This window comes from Pseudomonas sp. FP603 (assembly GCF_030687415.1).
Taxonomy (GTDB): Bacteria; Pseudomonadota; Gammaproteobacteria; order Pseudomonadales; family Pseudomonadaceae; genus Aquipseudomonas; species Aquipseudomonas wuhanensis.
In genome coordinates, this window is sequence record NZ_CP117431.1 from 3,249,572 (window position 1) to 3,268,007 (window position 18,436).

Annotated in this window: 16 protein-coding genes; all 16 read right to left on the bottom strand. The window is 58.7% G+C overall.

From position 1 onward, the window contains the following. Window positions 1-33 precede the first annotated feature (33 nt). Complete coding sequence (locus tag PSH65_RS15010; RefSeq protein WP_305426776.1) at window positions 34-681, bottom strand: hypothetical protein; 648 nt, start codon at window positions 679-681, stop codon at window positions 34-36. Further along, on the bottom strand, window positions 678-1,868 hold the full coding sequence (locus PSH65_RS15015; RefSeq protein ID WP_305426777.1) for a methyl-accepting chemotaxis protein: 1,191 nt from the start codon (window positions 1,866-1,868) through the stop codon (window positions 678-680). Before PSH65_RS15015 ends, PSH65_RS15010 begins: the two co-directional genes overlap by 4 nt. Window positions 1,869-2,247: 379 nt before the next feature. Further along, window positions 2,248-2,541, bottom strand: a complete 294-nt coding sequence (locus tag PSH65_RS15020; RefSeq protein ID WP_305426778.1) for a hypothetical protein — start codon at window positions 2,539-2,541, stop codon at window positions 2,248-2,250. A gap of 250 nt (window positions 2,542-2,791) precedes the next feature. After that, window positions 2,792-4,264 (bottom strand): family 16 glycosylhydrolase, encoded by a 1,473-nt coding sequence (locus tag PSH65_RS15025; protein WP_305426779.1) that lies wholly within the window; start codon window positions 4,262-4,264, stop codon window positions 2,792-2,794. Further along, entirely contained in the window at window positions 4,261-5,325 is a 1,065-nt protein-coding gene (gene galE, locus PSH65_RS15030; RefSeq protein WP_305426780.1) for a UDP-glucose 4-epimerase GalE, read from the bottom strand. Before galE ends, PSH65_RS15025 begins: the two co-directional genes overlap by 4 nt. A gap of 83 nt (window positions 5,326-5,408) precedes the next feature. Beyond that, window positions 5,409-6,827: an oligosaccharide flippase family protein gene (locus PSH65_RS15035; protein WP_305426781.1), complete on the bottom strand. Its 1,419-nt coding sequence runs from the start codon at window positions 6,825-6,827 to the stop codon at window positions 5,409-5,411. A 13-nt stretch (window positions 6,828-6,840) separates the two neighbouring features. Next, window positions 6,841-7,794, bottom strand: a complete 954-nt coding sequence (locus PSH65_RS15040) for a glycosyltransferase family 2 protein (protein WP_305426782.1) — start codon at window positions 7,792-7,794, stop codon at window positions 6,841-6,843. Window positions 7,795-7,811: 17 nt separating this feature from the next. Then, complete coding sequence (locus PSH65_RS15045) at window positions 7,812-9,125, bottom strand: O-antigen ligase (RefSeq protein ID WP_305426783.1); 1,314 nt, start codon at window positions 9,123-9,125, stop codon at window positions 7,812-7,814. Continuing rightward, the gene (locus PSH65_RS15050; protein WP_305426784.1) at window positions 9,122-10,237 is read right to left on the bottom strand and encodes a glycosyltransferase; all 1,116 of its coding nucleotides are present in this window, start codon (window positions 10,235-10,237) and stop codon (window positions 9,122-9,124) included. The genes PSH65_RS15045 and PSH65_RS15050 overlap by 4 nt, the downstream gene beginning before the upstream one ends. After that, a complete protein-coding gene (locus PSH65_RS15055) occupies window positions 10,152-11,315 on the bottom strand; it encodes a glycosyltransferase (RefSeq protein WP_305426785.1) in 1,164 nt (387 codons plus the stop codon). Before PSH65_RS15055 ends, PSH65_RS15050 begins: the two co-directional genes overlap by 86 nt. 9 nt (window positions 11,316-11,324) lie before the next feature. Continuing rightward, window positions 11,325-12,032: a WecB/TagA/CpsF family glycosyltransferase gene (locus tag PSH65_RS15060; RefSeq protein ID WP_305426786.1), complete on the bottom strand. Its 708-nt coding sequence runs from the start codon at window positions 12,030-12,032 to the stop codon at window positions 11,325-11,327. 11 nt (window positions 12,033-12,043) lie between these two features. Next, window positions 12,044-13,435, bottom strand: a complete 1,392-nt coding sequence (locus tag PSH65_RS15065) for an undecaprenyl-phosphate glucose phosphotransferase (RefSeq protein WP_305426787.1) — start codon at window positions 13,433-13,435, stop codon at window positions 12,044-12,046. Between the two features lie 140 nt (window positions 13,436-13,575). Further along, on the bottom strand, window positions 13,576-15,822 hold the full coding sequence (locus tag PSH65_RS15070; RefSeq protein WP_305426788.1) for a polysaccharide biosynthesis tyrosine autokinase: 2,247 nt from the start codon (window positions 15,820-15,822) through the stop codon (window positions 13,576-13,578). Window positions 15,823-15,824: 2 nt separating this feature from the next. Further along, entirely contained in the window at window positions 15,825-16,358 is a 534-nt protein-coding gene (locus PSH65_RS15075; protein ID WP_305426789.1) for a polysaccharide biosynthesis/export family protein, read from the bottom strand. 12 nt (window positions 16,359-16,370) lie between these two features. Continuing rightward, complete coding sequence (locus PSH65_RS15080) at window positions 16,371-17,525, bottom strand: outer membrane beta-barrel protein (protein WP_305426790.1); 1,155 nt, start codon at window positions 17,523-17,525, stop codon at window positions 16,371-16,373. A 239-nt stretch (window positions 17,526-17,764) separates the two neighbouring features. Next, window positions 17,765-18,283, bottom strand: a complete 519-nt coding sequence (gene rfaH, locus PSH65_RS15085; protein WP_305426791.1) for a transcription/translation regulatory transformer protein RfaH — start codon at window positions 18,281-18,283, stop codon at window positions 17,765-17,767. Window positions 18,284-18,436 lie beyond the last annotated feature (153 nt).

The following is an 18,436-nucleotide window of genomic DNA, read 5'->3' on the forward strand; positions in this document are numbered from 1 at the left end:
GCGCACCGTTGCGAAGTCGAATGGAGGTAAGCCTCAGCCCAGATCCCGGCGGATGGCGTCGAGGCGTTCGTCGAGTAATGGGGTGAGCAGGGCGTAGCACTCCGCCGGGGAGATGGACACTGTCGTTGTACCGATCAGGCAGCGTTGCAGTCGTTCGAGAGCGTTGTGCAGCGATTGGGGGGCATGCCTGAGCAAGCGCTCGCGCAGGTACTGCAATTGAACAAGCATTTCCAGTGGGCAACGCTGACGGGCGGCGGCGCGCACCGACAGGCCGCGCAGCCGCCCCAGGTCTTCCAGCTCCCAACAGCGCTCGGCGATGCTCGGGGGCTGCAGATTAAGCGCGCAGCGCTGCAGTTTGAGGTGCTGGATGGCGCCGAGCAGGTCTTGCAGCAACCGGCAATGGCCATCGAAATCCGCTGGGTCGCGGCGTAACGCGTTCCAGGCCTGGCACTGTGCGCTATACGGCCATTCTTTCCAGCGTTGGTCGAGCGAATGACCCAGTGCCTGGCAACGCTGTTGTGCCTCGCGGGTGGTCTGTCCGCCGAGACCACGATGCTGCTGCAGGCCTTGCAGCAGATCGAGGCCCAGCAAGAGAGCCTGCCTTAGGCCCGCGTCACCCTGCGGCAAACGGGTTCGTCGGGATTGCCCACCATCGAGTGCTGCGGCGAATTGTAGGTTCATGGGCGAGTTCCGACGGTGAGTTGGTTGAGATAATGGGTCAGGTCGTGCAGCGCATGGGTCTGCGTACTCTGCTCCTGCACCGCCCCATTGACCTGTTGCAACTGTTCGCTGAGGTCATGATTGGCTTGCTGGTGCTCGCTGAGCGCCTGTTGCATGGCGCCGAGGTGTTGCAGATTGATCTGACTATGTTGAGCCAGGTCGTCGAGGTTGGCGGCGAGTTGCTCGCTCTGTTGGCTACCGGCTGCCAGCAGGTCGCGGTGTTCCTTGACCTCGCCATCCACTTGGCGCACGGCCATGGCGATCGCCGTCGCGGCTGTGGTGATTTCGTGGGTAGCCCGGTCGGTGGCTTGGGCCAGGCTGCGGACCTCATCGGCGACCACTGCGAAACCGCGACCGTGCTCGCCGGCGCGGGCCGCCTCGATGGAGGCATTGAGTGCCAGCAACTGGGTCTGTTTGGCCAGCGCCTGAATGCTGTTGACGGTGCTTTCTACTGCGGTAGTGCGCTGCAGCAATGCTTCCACGGCGTGTGCGGTATTGCCCAGGCTGTGCTGAATGGCGCGCATGCTGTCACCCACTGAACGCGCCTCCAGACAACCGGTTTCGCTCATGGTATGGGCGTTGGCGAAGGCTGCCAGCGCGCCCAGGGCCAAGGCATCAATGCTGTGTAAGGTCTGGTCGATTTGCTCGCTGGCGGCGGCGATCATGGCGATTCGTTGGCTCTGTTCCTCACCTTGGTCGCGGGCCTGTTGAGCCATTTGCTCCAGCCCACGACTGGCAAACTGTACTTCGCTGCGTAGGCGTTCGTTGTTGCGCAGTTGCGTGCTGGCGGCCACCAGTAGCGTCGCTGGGTCGGCATCCCGGGAGCTGCGCAGCAGTTGTGCAAGTTCAGTGTCCCAGAATGTCTGTAGATGGCGTTGATGACGCTCACGAAGATGCCACGCGCACCCCAGATAGAGGACGCCAGGTATGAGGGTCAGTGCGCTTGCTGGCTGTTCGGCCAGTGCGAGACCGCAGGTGCCGAGGGCCAACCCGAGTGGTAACCAGAGGCCGATCCTGCTGCGTTCTAGCAGGGCCATGCCAGGGTCGAACAATGACCGGAGTGCAATGCCAGCAGGGCGTGACTTGCCGACACCGCTGTGCGCAGGCGCGATGGCATGACCCGGGGGGAGCATTCCTTGAGCAGGCATGAGGATTTCCTTTTATGCCGGGGTGAAAGCAAAAACGGCGCACGCCCACCTGTCGCAATGAGCAGGGGAGCGGACGCCGTTGTCCGTGATGTTTGCGAAGCCATCGTCGTTGATGGCTCAAGCCTGATCAGATCTAAGCAAGTTGTTTGCCAGCCGTGCCATCGACAACTTGTCAGCCTGTCGCTCATGCAGCGGGAGGGGTTCCATTCGATGGCTATAGAGCTGCGAAGGCAGAAAAGGCGATCAACGCACCAGCTGCGGGAATTGCCGAGCCGCAGTGCTCTGTTCTGGTTCGCGCAGAGCGTTACGGCATGTTTGCCGCAGTGGGGATGCCAGGCCAGCTGCGCTTTTCCCGCAATATCAAATGCAATCTTGAAGGTCAGATTTCGTCGTCATCTCTCAGCCGAAACTGTGGCTCATGTATTGAGTTCTCCGCAGAGAAGAGATGGCCAGGGTATTCAGCCATGATTAATCGCAAGTGCTCGATGGCTTCCAGGTATTTAAGATCGGCCTGCCTTCTTTTCTTCTGATAGAGCGTGAACTTTTCTATGTCCATGTGGGGCTGATCGAGAAGATCAAGGGCGGCGTGTGTCAGGTTGTGGGCTTCGTTGAACAGTTGTCTGTTACGTTCAAGCGCCAGGTTCAGGCAGGCTGTCGCTTGTTCGGAAGTCATCGTACTGTTCATTTACCGCGCCCTCTCTAGTGGCGTGAAGGGTTGGAAGGATCGGGTTCAAAAAAGCGGGCTCAAGGCCTAATGCCGGTAAGTCAAGACGCAGAATCTGTGGGAGCGTGGCTTGCCCGCGAAGAATGCACCGCGGTTTTTCAGGTACTACGCGTCATCGTTCTTCGCGGGCAAGCCACGCTCCCACAGGATTTTCGTCGTTCAAATTTCTTGACTTACCGGCATTGGGCTCAAGGCCCGGCTATTGACCGCGGCGCCACACCTTGAGGTAGTCGACGCTGAAGGTGGAGGGCAGATCGGCGTCGTCGACAACGCCGAACCAATTCCACATGGCCTCGCTGTCAAAGAGGATATGCATGGGGAAGAACCAGTGGGTGTTCTTTGCCTCGCGCACCAGTACGCCGTCGACGTACCAGCGCAACGTGTCGGGCTGCCAATCGAAACCGTATACATGGAATGCGCTGGCCAGCCGCCAAGGGCTGATCCAGCTGCTGCCATCGGTCAAATGTTCGGTACTTTGTGGTGTGGCCCAAACGTGGGCGTTCATGTTGTAGCGACGGTCGAAGGAGGCGTTTTTGGTTTTTCCGCCGATTTCGAAGATGTCGATTTCCGTGGCGTTGTCGGCAAGCCCCGTCCATGCGAGCCAGAAGGCGCTGGAGCCTGCCGAGTCCATCGGTTTGGCGCGGGCTTCGTAATAACCGTAAAAACTGCGCCCGTGGGTGCGCACCATCGCCGAGCTGTAGTCTTTGTAGCCCAGGCGGACGTATTTTTGCGGCAAGGTTTCCTTGCGGAAAACGATGTTCAGATGGCCGTCACTCAAGTAGGCATTGTCTGGCGTGAACAGCGCCGGCTTACGTCCCAGCGAGTCGGTGCCCGTGGCATTGTTGACGTGCCAGCGACTGGCGTTAAGGGTCGCACCGTCAAAGTCGTCTGAAAATTGGGTGTCCAGCATCCACTGCCCGACATTGTCCTGATCGGACAGCGGCAGTTCGGCGTTGGTCCGTTCCGGTAGCATGCCCAAGGGGCCGATGCGGGTCCAGGAATTGGCAACCTTGGGGAGGGCGACGGACCACTTGTCCGCCAGATACCGAAAGACGCGCTGCCGTTCCTCCAGGGATGCGAGGTGCCGGTCGTACATCAGTATTTCGGCGATGTCGCCGCGCAAATGTTCGGCGCTGCCGACTACGTTCCGCCCCACCGCGTACGGGCCGATAGGCACGTCGTCGAGTTCCAGGACGAAGAGGGTCGGATCGTAGGCGGTGGGCTGTTGCACGCTGATCGCGAAATTCGGCGGCACGTTGTCGTTATCGGCGATTATCGGGCGCGAACTGAATAGTCGCTGCCAGGTCTCGCCGCCGCTTTGCCCGGTCAATCTGCGTGAAACGATCAATAGGGTAACGGGGCCTTTAGCCGTACGAATGGCCTTGCCAAGGAAGGCTGAAGTACCACTCAAGCGCACCACCGGATGGCCATTCATGGCGTTCCCCACACGCTGCGGCAGCGCGGCGTCTGCGCCATTGTCTACGGTAACGTCATTGGCTTCGCCGGACTTGTCGTGCCACCGCAGGAGGTGGTTCTGGGCATCGAGGGTCATTTTCGACGCGTCGGCGGCGTCCAGCCACAGCACCAGGCCGTTGGCCAGCGGCGGGGGAGTGCCCCCCGACGCGTTGCAAACGACCGATAGCAGGGTCGCCAAAAGAATGAACCTGCTCATACCCATTGTTTTAACGCAATCGATGCTGCCAAACCGGGTTGGGAGCGGTACCCGTGCGGATTACACATTTGCCATCGCCAGGTGTCGATGATCATTTGCATCAGGTCGCGCTGTGCGTACCAGCCTAGCTCACGCCCTGCCTTGGTGGGGTCGGCCCAGCATTCGGCGATATCGCCGTCGCGGCGCGGTGCGAACCGCAAGGGGATGGTAATACCGGTAATGTCCTCGAAGCTGTGGATGACCTGCAGCACGCTGTGGCCAATGCCTGTTCCCAGGTTCCAGACGTGGATGCCGTTTGTGTTCTGCAACGCCCGCAACGCCCTGAGATGGCCATCGGCAAGGTCGACCACATGGACGTAATCGCGCACACACGTTCCGTCGACAGTGGGATAGTCGCTGCCGTAGACCATGAGTTCGGGCACTTGCCTCATCGCGACCCGTGTCAGGCAAGGCAGCAGGTTGTTGGGCTTGCCGTTGGGGTTTTCCCCGATCAGCCCGCTATCGTGAGCACCGATCGGGTTGAAGTAGCGCAGCACCGCAATGGTCCACCGCGGATCGGACAGGCACAGGTCGGTGAGCAACTCTTCGATCAGCAGCTTGGTGCGGCCATAAGGATTGATCGGTTTGCCTGCGCCCAGGTCTTCGATGAGCGGTATCTGCCGGGGGGCGCCATACACGGTGGCCGACGAACTGAACACCAGTTTGAACACCTCAAACCGGGCCATCGCATGGCAGAGGTTGAGTGTGCCGACCACATTGTTGGCGTAATAATCCAGCGGCTTGCGAACGCTTTCCTCCACGGATTTGAGACCGGCGAAGTGCACCACGGCATCGATGTCGTAGCGGCTGAAGATATCGTCGAGCAGGCGGCTATCGCGAATATCGCCTTCAATGAAATCGACTCGCCTGCGAGTCAGATACTCCAGGCGCGCGAGCGATTCGCGGCAGCTGTTACACAGGTTGTCGAGGACCAGCACCTGTCGACCGGCGTCAATCAGGGTCAGGGTGGTATGGGAGCCGATGTATCCGGCCCCGCCGGTAATCAACGTGGTTTTGTGCATGATGAGGCGTTCCTGTCACAAGGAAATTGCACGAGTCAGGAGAATGTGGTCCGGGAAGGGAAAAGGTTTGCGGGTGCGTCCTCTCAGCGGGTGGTGAAAACCGATTTGAATTCTTGCGGCCAGCGCGGATGCATCACGCTATACGCCACGGCATAACTCAGCGCGCCCACCACGATGCTGTAGAGCAGGTGCAGGTAGCCCTGAACACCCAGGCGGGAAGAAACCATCAGGACGATCGCTGCCATGACGAACGAGGCAATCACGCTGCGATAGCTGATTTCGAAAAACAGCCGCCAGTCATAGCCGATTGCCCTGTTCAACCCGCGGATTTGCAGTGGCGTGATGATCGCCATCCGGGCCAGCAGGGCGAGGGCGGCGGCCATGCCGCCATAGAGGCTGCCGAAGCCATAGACCAGCGCCAGAGCCAATACGGTGGTTGCCACTTCGGCCTTGATGGTCAGGTGGCTGCAATTGACCGCGACCAGTGCGGTCGTGGCGTACATGGCGGTATTACCGATGGCTGCCGTGCACGCCAGCACTTGCAGCAGGGGAATGGCCTCGGTCCATTTGGCGCCGAAGATCAACAGGATCAGATCGTGCGCCGTGAGTGCGATGCCGATGAACAGGGGCGTCAGCAGGAAGCAACTGACGGCGGTCGAATCGCTGATGATCGCGCGCAACCGCGATGGATCGGCGCTGCGTCGGGCAAACGCCGGCAGCGCATAGCTGATCAGGCCGTGATAGATCGCCGTGCGCGGCAGATCGATGATGCGCATCGCCATGTTGAACATGCCCACCGCGTTGGTGCCGGCCGTCATGCCCAGGATGACGGTGACCCCGCGCTGTAGCGTTTGCGAACTCAGCGCGTTGACGGCAACCGGTGCGCCGGCCTTCAACAGCTCACGCAACAGCGAGCCGTCAATGTAAAAGGCAATGCGGCGTGGGTCGGCGCGCATCAATACGATAATGGACACGAACTCCATGATCAGTGCCTGGGCAATGACCGCCCAGGCGCCCAACCCCCAGAGCGCGACAGCGATGCCGCCCACGCCACCACACACCTTGCCCAGCAGCGTGCGCGACGCCAGCATCCTGAAGTTGCCGCTACGGCGCATTTGCGCCACATAGACCCGCGCCATCATGGTGAACAGGATTTTCACCGAAGCCACCGCCGTCATCCATTGCAGCATCGGGTCGGGCGTGTACAGAATCGCCGCGCCCGAGATGACGACGATGGAGGCCAGGCTGACGAGTACCGACGCCCAGAAGGCTGTGGCGATGTGTTTGGCTTCCAGCCGCTCGAGTCGTACCAGCGGGTCTTCCAGAACCGAGGAATAAATCATGCCGATCAATTCGACGACGGCAATGATCACCGTGCCCACACCCAACTCTGCGGGCGATAGCAGCCTGGCATACGCGACAAAGGTAATCATCGACAGGAAAATCAGGCCGAATTTCTCGGTGAAAATCCAGATCAATTTAACCAGACGGTGATTGGCCATGGCGGATACCGGCTCAATGAGCGGTGGTTGACGCAGCTGCCTTGCGCAATGACTGGACGCATGCATAGAGGACGCGCAATGTCGGTTTGCCATTCCTGAAGATCAGCGCTTGCCAGGAATACTCCAGCATTCGCCGGTACACACCGATCACCTGGGCATGCTCGCCTCTGCGGGAAAACAGTTCGAGAAAGTCGCTGTGGCTGCCCAGCGCGAAATCGATCCGTTGCTGCTTGCTGAGCTGCGGGCCAAAGTGGGTGAGGTATTCTTCGATGAACCTGATCTTGTGCGGGTAGTACCTTGTCGGTTGCGCGGTCATGTTGGCGCTGTTGACCATGCGCTGCAGCAGCACCTCTGGCACCGTGTGGACCTCCCAGTGTTCGGCGATCCGGGTCCACATGAAGCGGTCTTCGGAGTAACGCAGGCTGGGATTGAAACCGCCGAGTTGCATGATCACGTCGCGTCTGACCATTGCGGAGGACACGCCATTGAGGACGTTGGCGCGGATGAAATCGTCGAAATGCCTGCCGTTTTTTTGCCGGTCTTCCAGTATTCGCCTGCCGTCGCTGTAGTCGTTATGCACGTAGCAATCTACCAGCGCCACCGGCCGTCCCTGACGATCCAGTTCCTCAAACAGTGCCACTTGTTGCTCCAGCTTTCGCGGATACCATCTGTCATCGGCATCGAGAAACGCCACAAAAGTCTCTTGTGTGTGCCGCAGTCCGTGGTTGCGGGCGCTGGCCTGGCCTTCGTTGGCTTGATGCAACAGCGTCAGGCGAAACGGCGCCGCGAAGTCCCTGACCCGTTGGGGGCCATCATCGGTGGAACCATCGTCGATGACGATGACGTGCTCGGGCAGTCGCGTTTGCCCGGCCACGGACGCCAGTGTTTGCTCAATGCTGTCGGCACCGTTGTACATCGCGATGATGACGCACACCGTATGGGGTGAAGGGAGGGCTTGGTCGGGCATGGTTATTTCTCCTTTTGTTAGGCCTTGGCCGAGTCGCGTGGTAATGCCTTGCCAGGCGGACGCTGACCCAGGGGTGGTCGTGACAACGCGGGGTATGTCGCGTGGTGATGCCGAAAGGACAGGGCCAGGACGCAGAACACCAGGAACTCTGCCGAGCGGTAATTGGGAATGACGTACGCCACAACGTTGGTGAGCATGAACGAGCCAATGATGACCATCGCGCTGACGTGAAACCGTGCCGATTGATCCACCATCAAGGCCCGATAATGTTTGATCAGCGCCTCGACCAGCATGAGGATCAGCGCTATCAACTGAACGATGCCGCCGTTGAGCAAGGTTTCCATGTAGCCGCTGTGGGCATTGCCGATGTAACCCCAACGACTGATGAAGGTTTCGGCGCTCGGGCTGGACCAGAAGGCGCCGAAGCCATAGCCCTTGAGAAGTTCGGCGTCGATCAACGGAGTGAGCAGCTCCCAGATCCGTGTGCGGTCGGTGAGTGACGGGTCCCGACCGGTCAGCTCCAGCAGCAGCGCGTAATTGCCGTATAGAAAGAGGCAGATCACCAAGTAGATGAGCGTCGTGCCAAGCAAGGCCGGCAGTGAACGGTTGATATGCAGACGGATCAGTGTGAGGAAATACCAATAGCTCACGGCTCCGGCAACAATCAGCGCGATGGCGGTGGCGGATTGCGCCAGCACAATCGTGACCAGTGAACACACCGCGCAGAGGATGGCCCACGGGTTGAGCTGACGGATCATCGGCAGCAGTAACACGATGGCGATCGCGTTGATCCGGGCGCCGGCATTTTTATCCGGGAAGATCCCTTTGAACGCACCGTCGCGAAGACCGCCGTAAATGAACGCGATGTCGGGCCTGACAAGCGCGAGTATCAAGCCCAACAGCGCAGCGGCGCCGATGATACAGCCAAGCATGAAGGCGATTTTCTCGAGGCTGTAGTTGTAGGCAACGAAACCGCCAAAGAACACCACGCTGATCAGCGCCACAAACCGTTTGAAACTCAGCATCGGGTCGTGGGACCAACTGATCGATGCCGCCAGGCAGAGCATGAATATCAGTAGAAAGGCGTTGTTCCTGTAGAAGCTTTTGCTAAGGAAAACTTTGTTGCGGAGGAAGAAGAACAGCGGCACCAGCAGGGTGGTCAGGCCGCAAATCTGATTGACCACATTGCCTTCAAGATCTTTTTCGGCGGCGTCCAGATTCGACACATTAGCCAGCCCGAAAAAGAATCCGATGGCCTGGATATAGAACAGCACACCGAACAACGTGAAGGCGTTGCGCAGCGTGGTGTACCTGACTTCCAGTGTGTTCACGACGACTGGCTCCCGAGCAATGCATCGAGATAGGTTTGCGCCGCGCTGGCACTCACGAAGCGGGCGGCGGCATCGATGCGGGCGGCCTGACGCTTTGAATCTCGCGCCAACGTCAACTCCACGGTGATGGCCTGTGCCAGGGCAACAGGGTCGTCGACCGCCACCAGCGGAGCGATCGCGCCATTGTCCAGAATCTCTTGCGGGCCATAGGGACAGTGCGTCGCTACCACCGGGGTGCCCGTGGACAGGGCCTCGACCAGCGCGTTGGGGCTACCCTCGAAGCGCGACGACAATACAAAACAATCGGCCGCCGCCACTTCTGCCAAGGGATCGCTGGTATAGCCAGGCAGATCGAACCGGTCAGCCACGCCGAGTGCGGTCGCCTGCTCGAGCAATTGAGTCCTGAGTGCGCCTTCACCGAATATGATCAATCGGGTGCTGGGGGCGGCTAATCGGGCGAAGGCATCGATCAACACATCAAAGCCTTTTTGCTGTGCCAGGCGACCCACGGCGACAATTACCGGGGTGGACTTTTGCCGCAGCCAAGGGTGGTTTGGACGTCCCGGTGCCTTGTCGCGAAAATCGTTGTCGAGTACCGGGTTGTCGGCGGTGGTGACATCCTGCGGGCGGGTGATGGTGGAGTCGACCAGATCCTGGGCGACACCGCGCGAGACGCAAATCACCGGATTGGGGATCAGCCGATAGAGCAGCGGTGCCAGCAGATAAGCTGTGCGCACTTTCAACGCGGGATTGACATATTTGTCATGGGAAAATGCGTTGCGTTCGCTGACATGCAGCCGCGCCAGCGTTCCGGACAGCGCGGCCGCGGCGATGGCCACGACGTTGACGTGGGTGAGTGCGGCCAGTTGCGCGTCAAAGCGATTGCGGCGAAGAAAGCGTGCCAGGGCCGGCACTGCCCTGGCGCTACGTGCACTGTTCAACTCGACCTTTTTCACCCGTGGGTCGAGGCGCGCGGAGTTCACACCGGTGCCGGTGAGCATCAGCAAAGTCACGTCATTGCCGGCGTCAGTCAGTGCTCCGGCGAGGCGCACCATCATTTTTTCGGCACCGCCCCCGCCCAAGTCCTGCAGGATAATCAGCACTTTTTTCATGATTCCATACCTGGTAGTACGCCTGCGCGGCGTATTGGCTGGTGTACTGGCGGACTGCATCAGCGGCCACTTGCGGACTTGGCGCAACCTGGCCTTGCGCGGCGGCGAGGCTGCGCAGCATCCCTTCAGCCAGCGCCGGTACATCATTGACCTTGACCAGTTGGCCAAGGCGCCCGTTATCCAGCAGTTCCCGGGGCCCGGTTTCGCAATCACAGGCCAGCACGGGCGTACCCAGCGCCAGGGCCTCGATCAGGACCGTCGGCAAGCCTTCGTGAAAGGAACTCAGGATCAGCAACCGTGCATGCCTGATCAACGGGTAGGGATTGCTCAGGAAACCGGTGAAATGCACACGGTCCTCGATGCCCAGGCGACGAGCCTGGGCGGTCAGCGCGACGAATTGCGGACCATCGCCGATGATCACCAGATCCGGCAGCGCGGCGTTGCCCAAGGCCACGGCATAGGCGTCGAGCAGCAAATGGAAACCTTTCGGTTCTATCAGCCGGCCCACCCCTAGCCAGAACTCGGCCGGCAAGCCACTGAGCAGGGGTGTCTGCGCGGCGCTGAGCAGTTGTTCAGTGACCACGGCGTTGGGGCAATAACGAATGCGTTGACGACCCCAGGGCACTCGATCAGCGAGGGCTTGGCGCAAGCCGTTGGAAACCGTCACCACTTGACCGTTGCCACAGAGGTACAGCCCATAGAGCAGACGCAGGGTGACGGGGCCGATGTTCTGTTCGCTGCAATCCAGTGCCGCGTGACGGGCGTAGATGACGTTGCATGAGCGACCCCAGGTGGCAAACCAGGTGCAGAGGTTGGCCTGTTCCTTGGCGGCGATGAGGTGGGTCACACGCTCACGACGAATCAGGCGACGCAGCATTGCGATCGACTTGAGCAGACCGACCAATCCATTGCCGCGACCCTTGAAGGTGGTCGCCATTTCATCGTCCGCCGTGTCGCCGTTCATGACGAAATAACTGACCCGCTGGCCATCCTTGAGAAACTGCCTGGCCAGGCGCTGCTGGACTTGCTCGAGGCCGCCATCGCGCTTGAAGTCCTTGAGGACGAACAGGATATGCATGGTTGGCGCTCAGGGATAAGTGGTATGGATAGTCACTTTGCGCCGGACGATCATCACCAGCAGATGAACAAAGTTGGTCGGGTAATCGACCAGGTAGCGCTTGATGGTGTGCGGTTCGCGGTACATCCGATAGAACGCGCGCAGATGCAGGCGGTTGATCAGCTCTGGGTAGTAATGATGGGTGGCCGTGGCTTCTTGGCGAATGAAACCGCCACAGGTGAATGCCACACCGTTGAAGCCGGCACGCAGGGCATCCTGTTCGAACTGCTCCTGGAGCCCGGCGCCCAGGCCGACGATCAGGATGTTGGCTTCGCTGCGGCAGATGTCCGCATGAATGCTCGCGGCCTGCGGCGCATCGAAATAGCCGTTGTGATGACCGGCGATAATCAGCGCAGGGTAGCGAGCCTTGATCTTATTGAGGAACAGGTCCAGTTCGGCTTGCCGGGCACCGACAAAATAGAGGCGCTTGCCTTGCTTCTCGGCGCAGCTGAACACGGCGTCGGCGATGGACGTGAAGTCGAAGCTGACTCGGCCGATGGTGCGGCCGGTGATGCGCGACATGAAGGTAGACATCAACATGCCGTCGCAAAAATAGGCGATGGACGTCGGGTGTCGGTCGAACAGACTGCCAACTGAGGCAAAATTAATGAAGGAAAATGCCTTGTTGGCGTCCAGCAGATTGGGTGCGAAATGCCCGATCAGTTCCAGATTTATCATGGTTCACTCCCCTAATAAATGTCCTTTGAGAACAGCGTGAAAGGGGTCTTGACGAGAATCTTGATGTCTAGCCACAACGACCATTGATTGATGTAGTTGAGGTCCTGGGCGACGCGTTGCTGCATTTTTTCCAGCGTCTGGGTTTCACCGCGATGGCCGGTGATCTGGGCCAGGCCGGTGATGCCCGGCTTGAGGCGATGGCGGGCCATGTAGGCGCGTACCTTGCCGGTGTAGTAAATATTGTGAGTGACCGCATGCGGTCGCGGGCCGACAAGGGCCATCTGGCCGAACAGCACGTTGAATAGCTGCGGCAGCTCATCGATGGAGCTACGGCGCAAAAAACGCCCGAGCGGGGTGACGCGATCATCTTCGCGAGTGGCCTGGTGTACTTCGCTGTCTTCATGCACGCGCATCGAACGGAACTTCCAGACCTTGATCACCTCGGCGTTACAGCCGTAGCGGTTTTGCTTGAACAGCACCGGGCCGGGTGAAGAGACCTTGACCGCTATCGCTACGATCAGCAGCAAGGGACTGAGTACGATAATGGCCACGGCGGCCAGGCTACGTTCGAACACCTCTTTGCAGAGCAGGCTGCCGGGGTGCGAACTGATGAGACTCTCATTGAGGTAGATGGCCGGCATTCGCTCTATTTCCGAGACCGACTGATTGAGCAGCACCATGCTGCCGAAGTCAGGAATCCAGACCACGTCGACATTCATGTCGAGAAGATCGATGTACAGCGCTTCAATGATGGCGGCTTGTGCCATCGGCAAGACGATGTAGACGCGGCGTATGTTCAGGCGGGTGATGATCTGGCGAATCTCGTCGACGCGGCCCAGCAGCGGCAGAATGCTCGGTGCCGGGCCGGTATGTTCGGCGGTTGCGATAAAACCCAGTACCGGTTCGCGGTTCGGTCTCGACAGTTTCCTCGCAAGCCGTTGTGCGGTCGGGCATGTCCCGATGATCAGCGCGCGTCGCTCGTTGCAAAGCTTGCGCGAATGCAGTCGGGCGAGGTTATGCAGGGGCAGGAAGCTCGCTGCCTGGATCAGGTAACCCAGGAAGGCCCAGAGCAGGATCACTTGCCGCGAGAAAATCACGCTGGTCTGGGTGACGAAGGCAATGCTGATCAGCACGGCCAGCAGGATCAACCAGGCCGCCAGTAACCGAGCGAGCCCGGACAACCATTCATGACGTTTGTGGTAAACCTGCATCACGCTGTAGATCGGAACCGAACCGAGCACCGTAAGAATCATCAGAACGCGGTATTCGCTGGTCAGGCTGCCGACGCGCCAGTACACGAGCACCGTCAGCAGCAGGTTGACGAGGCTGATTGCACACACCCATTGGCCCCAGAAGGTCAGGCCTCGCCGGTGTGTCATTTGAGTGGTGTATAGCGATGTCATCGGCTCAACCTCCAGGCATGGGTTGGACATCGGCGCCGAATACTGCTCGCCCTCGCGCCCGCATGCTGGTATCGCTCGACTGGAATGAAGCAGTTCTTGTGGTTTTGGAAGGCGGCTGCTGAAGAGCCAGGTGCAAGGTTTTACCGGGACAGGTAGTCGTAGTTCTGGAACGTATCGGAGTGGCTGTAGCCCTGCTTGCGAGCCTTGCTCAGGTCGACCTGGTTGAGCACCACGCCAAACACCGGCGCGTTGCCCTGTTGCAGTAGCGCAAGGCATTTTTGCACCTGGTTGACAGGCGTGCTCTCGGCTTTGATCACGTAGATCACCGCATCCGAATGCTTGGCCAGTAACAGCGCATCACTGACCATCTGCGCAGGCGGGGAGTCGATGATGATGCGTTGGTAGCGCGACTTCAGCGCCTCGAGCAGGGGGCCCAGGCGCGGCGAACTGAGCAAATCCAGCGGTGGGGGCGAAAGCTTCCCCGCCGGCAACATGTCGAGATTGCCAACCGTGCGGATGCAGTCTTCAAGCCGGGCAGTACCCGCCAGGACATTAGCCAGCCCCGGGCCGTCTGGCGGAAAATCGAAATTGAGCGAAAGGCTGGGTTTGCGCATGTCGGCGTCGATCAGCAGCACGCGCTCCAGCAACGTGAGCGAGGAGGCCAGGTTGTTGGCGATGGTGCTTTTACCTTCATCGGCCATGGTCGATGCAACGAGCACCACCTGTGACGGCATTTCTGCGCCGTGCAGCATCAACCAGGTGCGCAGGTTGCGAATGGTCTCGCAAAAACGCGGATGGTCGTTGTCGTCGAACAATCGCGCCAGTTGCCGGCGGTTTCTATTCCTGACCAGCGGCACCACGCTGAGCAGGGGGAGATCAAGCGTGCTTTCGATCGTTTCGTCGGTTTTGAAAGTTTTGTTCAGGGTTTCGGACATTAATGCCAGCACTATGCCAATCATCGCAGCCACGACGGCGACAATGGCCAGAATCAGGGTTTTACGGGGCTTGCTCGGCTCCAAGGGTGCAATCGCCGGGTCGACGATGCGCGCCTTGGTGGAATCCATGTCCGCCGTGGCCGTGGTTTCCTTTAAACGGGTGACGAACGTTTCATACAAAGCGCGGTTGCTGTCGACTTCACGCTGGAACTCCCGCAGCTGGAATTCCTTGCGCGAAATATCCTGTATCTGCGCCTTGTTGCTGTTGAATGATTGTCGCAGCGAGTTTTCACTGGCCCTGGCCAGCTGGTAATCCTGTTCGATGCTGGCAACCACCTGTCGAACCTGTAGCCGCAAACTGTCGGTGGCCGTACGCAACTCGGCGCGAGCGGCGGCCAGGGTTGGATGTTTTGGACCGTAACGCCCGGACAATTCTTCGACCTTGGCTTGAGCCTTGGCCCGTTGCGCCTGGAATTTCTGCACCAGGGCGTTGCTCAAGACGGCGGGCACACTGGAGAGTCGGCTCAGGTCGCCATTGCTCAACGCCTGCACTTGGCGGTACCGGCTCTCGGCTTCCGCCAGGTTACGACGGGCATCGATCATGCGGTTGCCGGTCATTTCCAGTTCATTGGCGCTGATGGTGGCGACACCGCCGACGTCGACCAGGCCTTGTGCTTCCCGATAGGCCTGGAGCTTGTTCTCAGAGCTGCGCAGGTTATTGCGTAACTCGACCAGGCGCGAGTTCATCCAGCTGGTGGTGGTTTGCGAGGATTTGAGACTGTTGTCGAGTTGGCTATCGATGAAGCCTTGGGCAATCGCATTGGCGGTCGCGGCAGCCAGGCCAGGATCGGGCAGCTCCACTTCTATTTTGATCAACTGGCTCTTGCCGACGAACTTGACGCTGGTACGCCGCATGAGGTTTCGCGTGACTTCATTGAATACGTCGGCTTCAGAGGGCGCCACCTGCTTGGGCGCGAAGCGTTCGAGTATTGGCAGCCATTGGCCGAGCTCAAGATTGGCCAGCCATTTTCGCGGCGTGAACCATGATTCCGGTTGCTGGCGTGGATCGGTCACCGGGTGAGTGGTGAGGTTCAGTTTCTTGACTGCGCGTTCGGCCAGCTCCCGCGATTGCAGGAGCGCCAGTTGCGTTTGCAAATAATCGACGGACCCGGAGCTTGAATCTGTGACTTGTTGAAAGGCCAGCACCGGTGGCGTTTTTTCCTTGATCAGCAGGGTAGTGGTGCCGATGTACTGCGGGGGAACCAAGGACAACGCGGCCATCGCCAGCGCACAGCTGAGCAGTATCAACCAGCCGATTTTCCAATGGGCGCGCCAGATCACCCTCCAGTATTTGAGCAGGTCAATGGTGTCCTTTTCCTCGCTGTACTGCTGATGCTGCGGCAGATGCGCCTGGAGCGGACGTTCGACGTATACGCTTGGGCTGTTATCCATGATTAGAAAAAGCCTTGTGCAATGGAGATGGTGTCACCGGGGGCGATGGGGGTACTGCGCGTGACCTTGTCGGTCACAGGTGGCGAGCCATCGCCGCGCACAATGGTCACTCGCTTGATCGAAGCCCGCTCGGTCAGGCCACCGCCCAGGGCGATGGCTTTCTCCAATGTCAGCCCGGGCTCGAAGGGGTAGCTACCGGGTTTTTTTACCTCTCCATTGATGTAGAACGAGCGGTAGACGATCAGGTTGAGGCTGACCTTGGGGTCGACCAGATAACCTTGCTTGAGCCCGTCGACGATGATCTTTTCCACTTGCTTGGGGGTAAGCCCCTTGGCGGCAATCTCACCCAGAAATGGATAGGAAAACATTCCGGCATCGTTGAGACGGATTTTCTCGAAGCTCAGGTCCCGCTCACCGAATACCGTAATGCGCAACACATCGCCGGCTGCCAGTTTGTACTGGGCGCCGGTGTCTGCTGCAAAAGTCACGGGCAACAGCCAGGGCACGAACAACAAGCCAAGCATTCGCGAGTTCATGGAGAAAACCTCTTAAAGACTTACGTTGAAACCGAGCAAGAAGATGTTGCGTTCAAAACTCTGATTGTCGGCATCGGAGTCATCGTTGCGGTAGCGATAGCCCAGTTCGATATCCAGCCAGCGGCGCATTGCATATTCCACGGCGAGGTTGTAGTCACGAAGGTCATCGGTGCGGTCCTGACCCTCGTACTCATAGCGGGACAACCCGACTCCAGCCACCGTAGTGATGCGTTCGGTCCAGCCATGACGCCAGCCGAACAGGGCAGAGGTGGTCTTGACGGCATCAGCACCGTCGTCACCCTCGGCCATGGCCTGGCGGGCAATAAACGAGAAGGTCGAGTAGGTTCGTGGCTTCCATCGCAGATCCACCTGCCAGGTCGGATTACTGAGGTCATCGACGCTGCTGTCATCGAAGTTCTTGCGCTCATAACCCACACGGACTTTGCCGGAGGTGCGTGCGGTGAAATCCCATTCGGCACCGGCGAGGACCGCATCGGATGTGCTGTTGAGACGGTTGTTGGACTGGTAATCAAAGTCGGTATGGTCGTACTCCAGCAATCCACGTGTGTTGCTGCCGATGCGGTGGTACCAGGTGGTGGTCAGGCCCGTGGTATCGCGCTCTTTGTCGTCGTTGATGCCGCCTGAATTGTCGTAGCGAAGTTGAGCGTAACTTGCGCCCAGGTCGATCTGGTTGGCAGCGCTCCTGGCGCCATAGGTATAGAGGCCATTGACACGGTTACTGCGAATCTTGTCATTAATGCCATCGACTGCGGTCGACGTCGTACGCTCGTATTTACGTGCTTCTGCGTCAAGTTTCAGGCGATGGCGGTCGGTGAATTCCATGATGCTGTTGAGGCGCACGCGTTGTGCCGTATTCGAGGCATCCGATTCATCATGATAAATGTACCGGGTAGGCTGCCAGATAAGTCGGGTGGCACTGTTGCGGTCTTCAGCCTTGAGTTCGAAAGTGGGCGCCACTTTTGTCACCATGGAAGACTGCGCCCGCTCCAGTTCACGGAAGTTGTCATCATAACTTTCTGAAAACAGCAGGGTGGGGGTGAAATCGAACCCATAGATATCAATGGACTGGGGATCCAGACTCCAGGCCGTTCCGGGACATAAAGAGATCATGAGCAGTGCGAAAGGACCGTGGATCTTAATGGTCATGTCATTGCTCCTGGGAATGAATTCAATGACTACAGGCCGGGAAAGCAGTGAATGTGGACGGTATCAATAATTGGTTCGTAAAGGTGTGTTTTACAAGTCAAGGTAACAACTCGCTCAAGAGCGGATCGGTAAGGCGGTTGGCGATAATGGATGTGGGCGTTAAATGCCGGTATCAACGAGTGCGGAGTTGAAGAAAGTTCTTCGTAAAGTGTGCTGATGCTGAAAGCAAATCGCCAAATTTACAATTGAGGCCGTCGTCGTTCAATGTCAGTCAATGGAATGCGAACTTGCTGGTTTCTATTCAAGAAATGAAGCAGGATCATGACTCGCTCGTCACCTAACATGGTCATGAAAATACCTTCTAGTGTCGACAGGGGGCCTCGGGTTATTTGCAGGGTTTCACCGGGCTTGAATGGTTTAGGATGAATTTTCAATGGTTTAAAACACCGGGTACGCAGATGCTCGATGACGTCGTCAGGGACGATTGCCGGCCCATGATTGAAATCGACGATGCGGCTGACGCCACGGGTAGAGCGCAAAGGCGCCCAATTGTCGTCACGGCTCAGCTGAATGAAAAGATACCCAGGGAAGAGAGGCTCGAGGGATCGATGGGGTTTGCCATGAATCAGGCGCTCGCTAATGATTTGCGGGCAAAATATGATGTAGTTTTGTCGCAATAAATTGATTTGGGCCCGTTCGTCCTGACGAGGCTTGCACTGCAAAAGATACCAGTGGGTGCCTTGGGTACTCGTCAGCATACTGGCAAGCTCCGTAGAAAGTGTTAAGTTCTTGGAACAGGTGTATCAATAATGGAACATGTAATGCTCAAGTAACGCTAAGCAAGAAGGTTGAGTCAATTATTCGGCGCGCGTAACGGGGTAGTGAGTAAGGGGTGGCTTGTACTGCGCTCA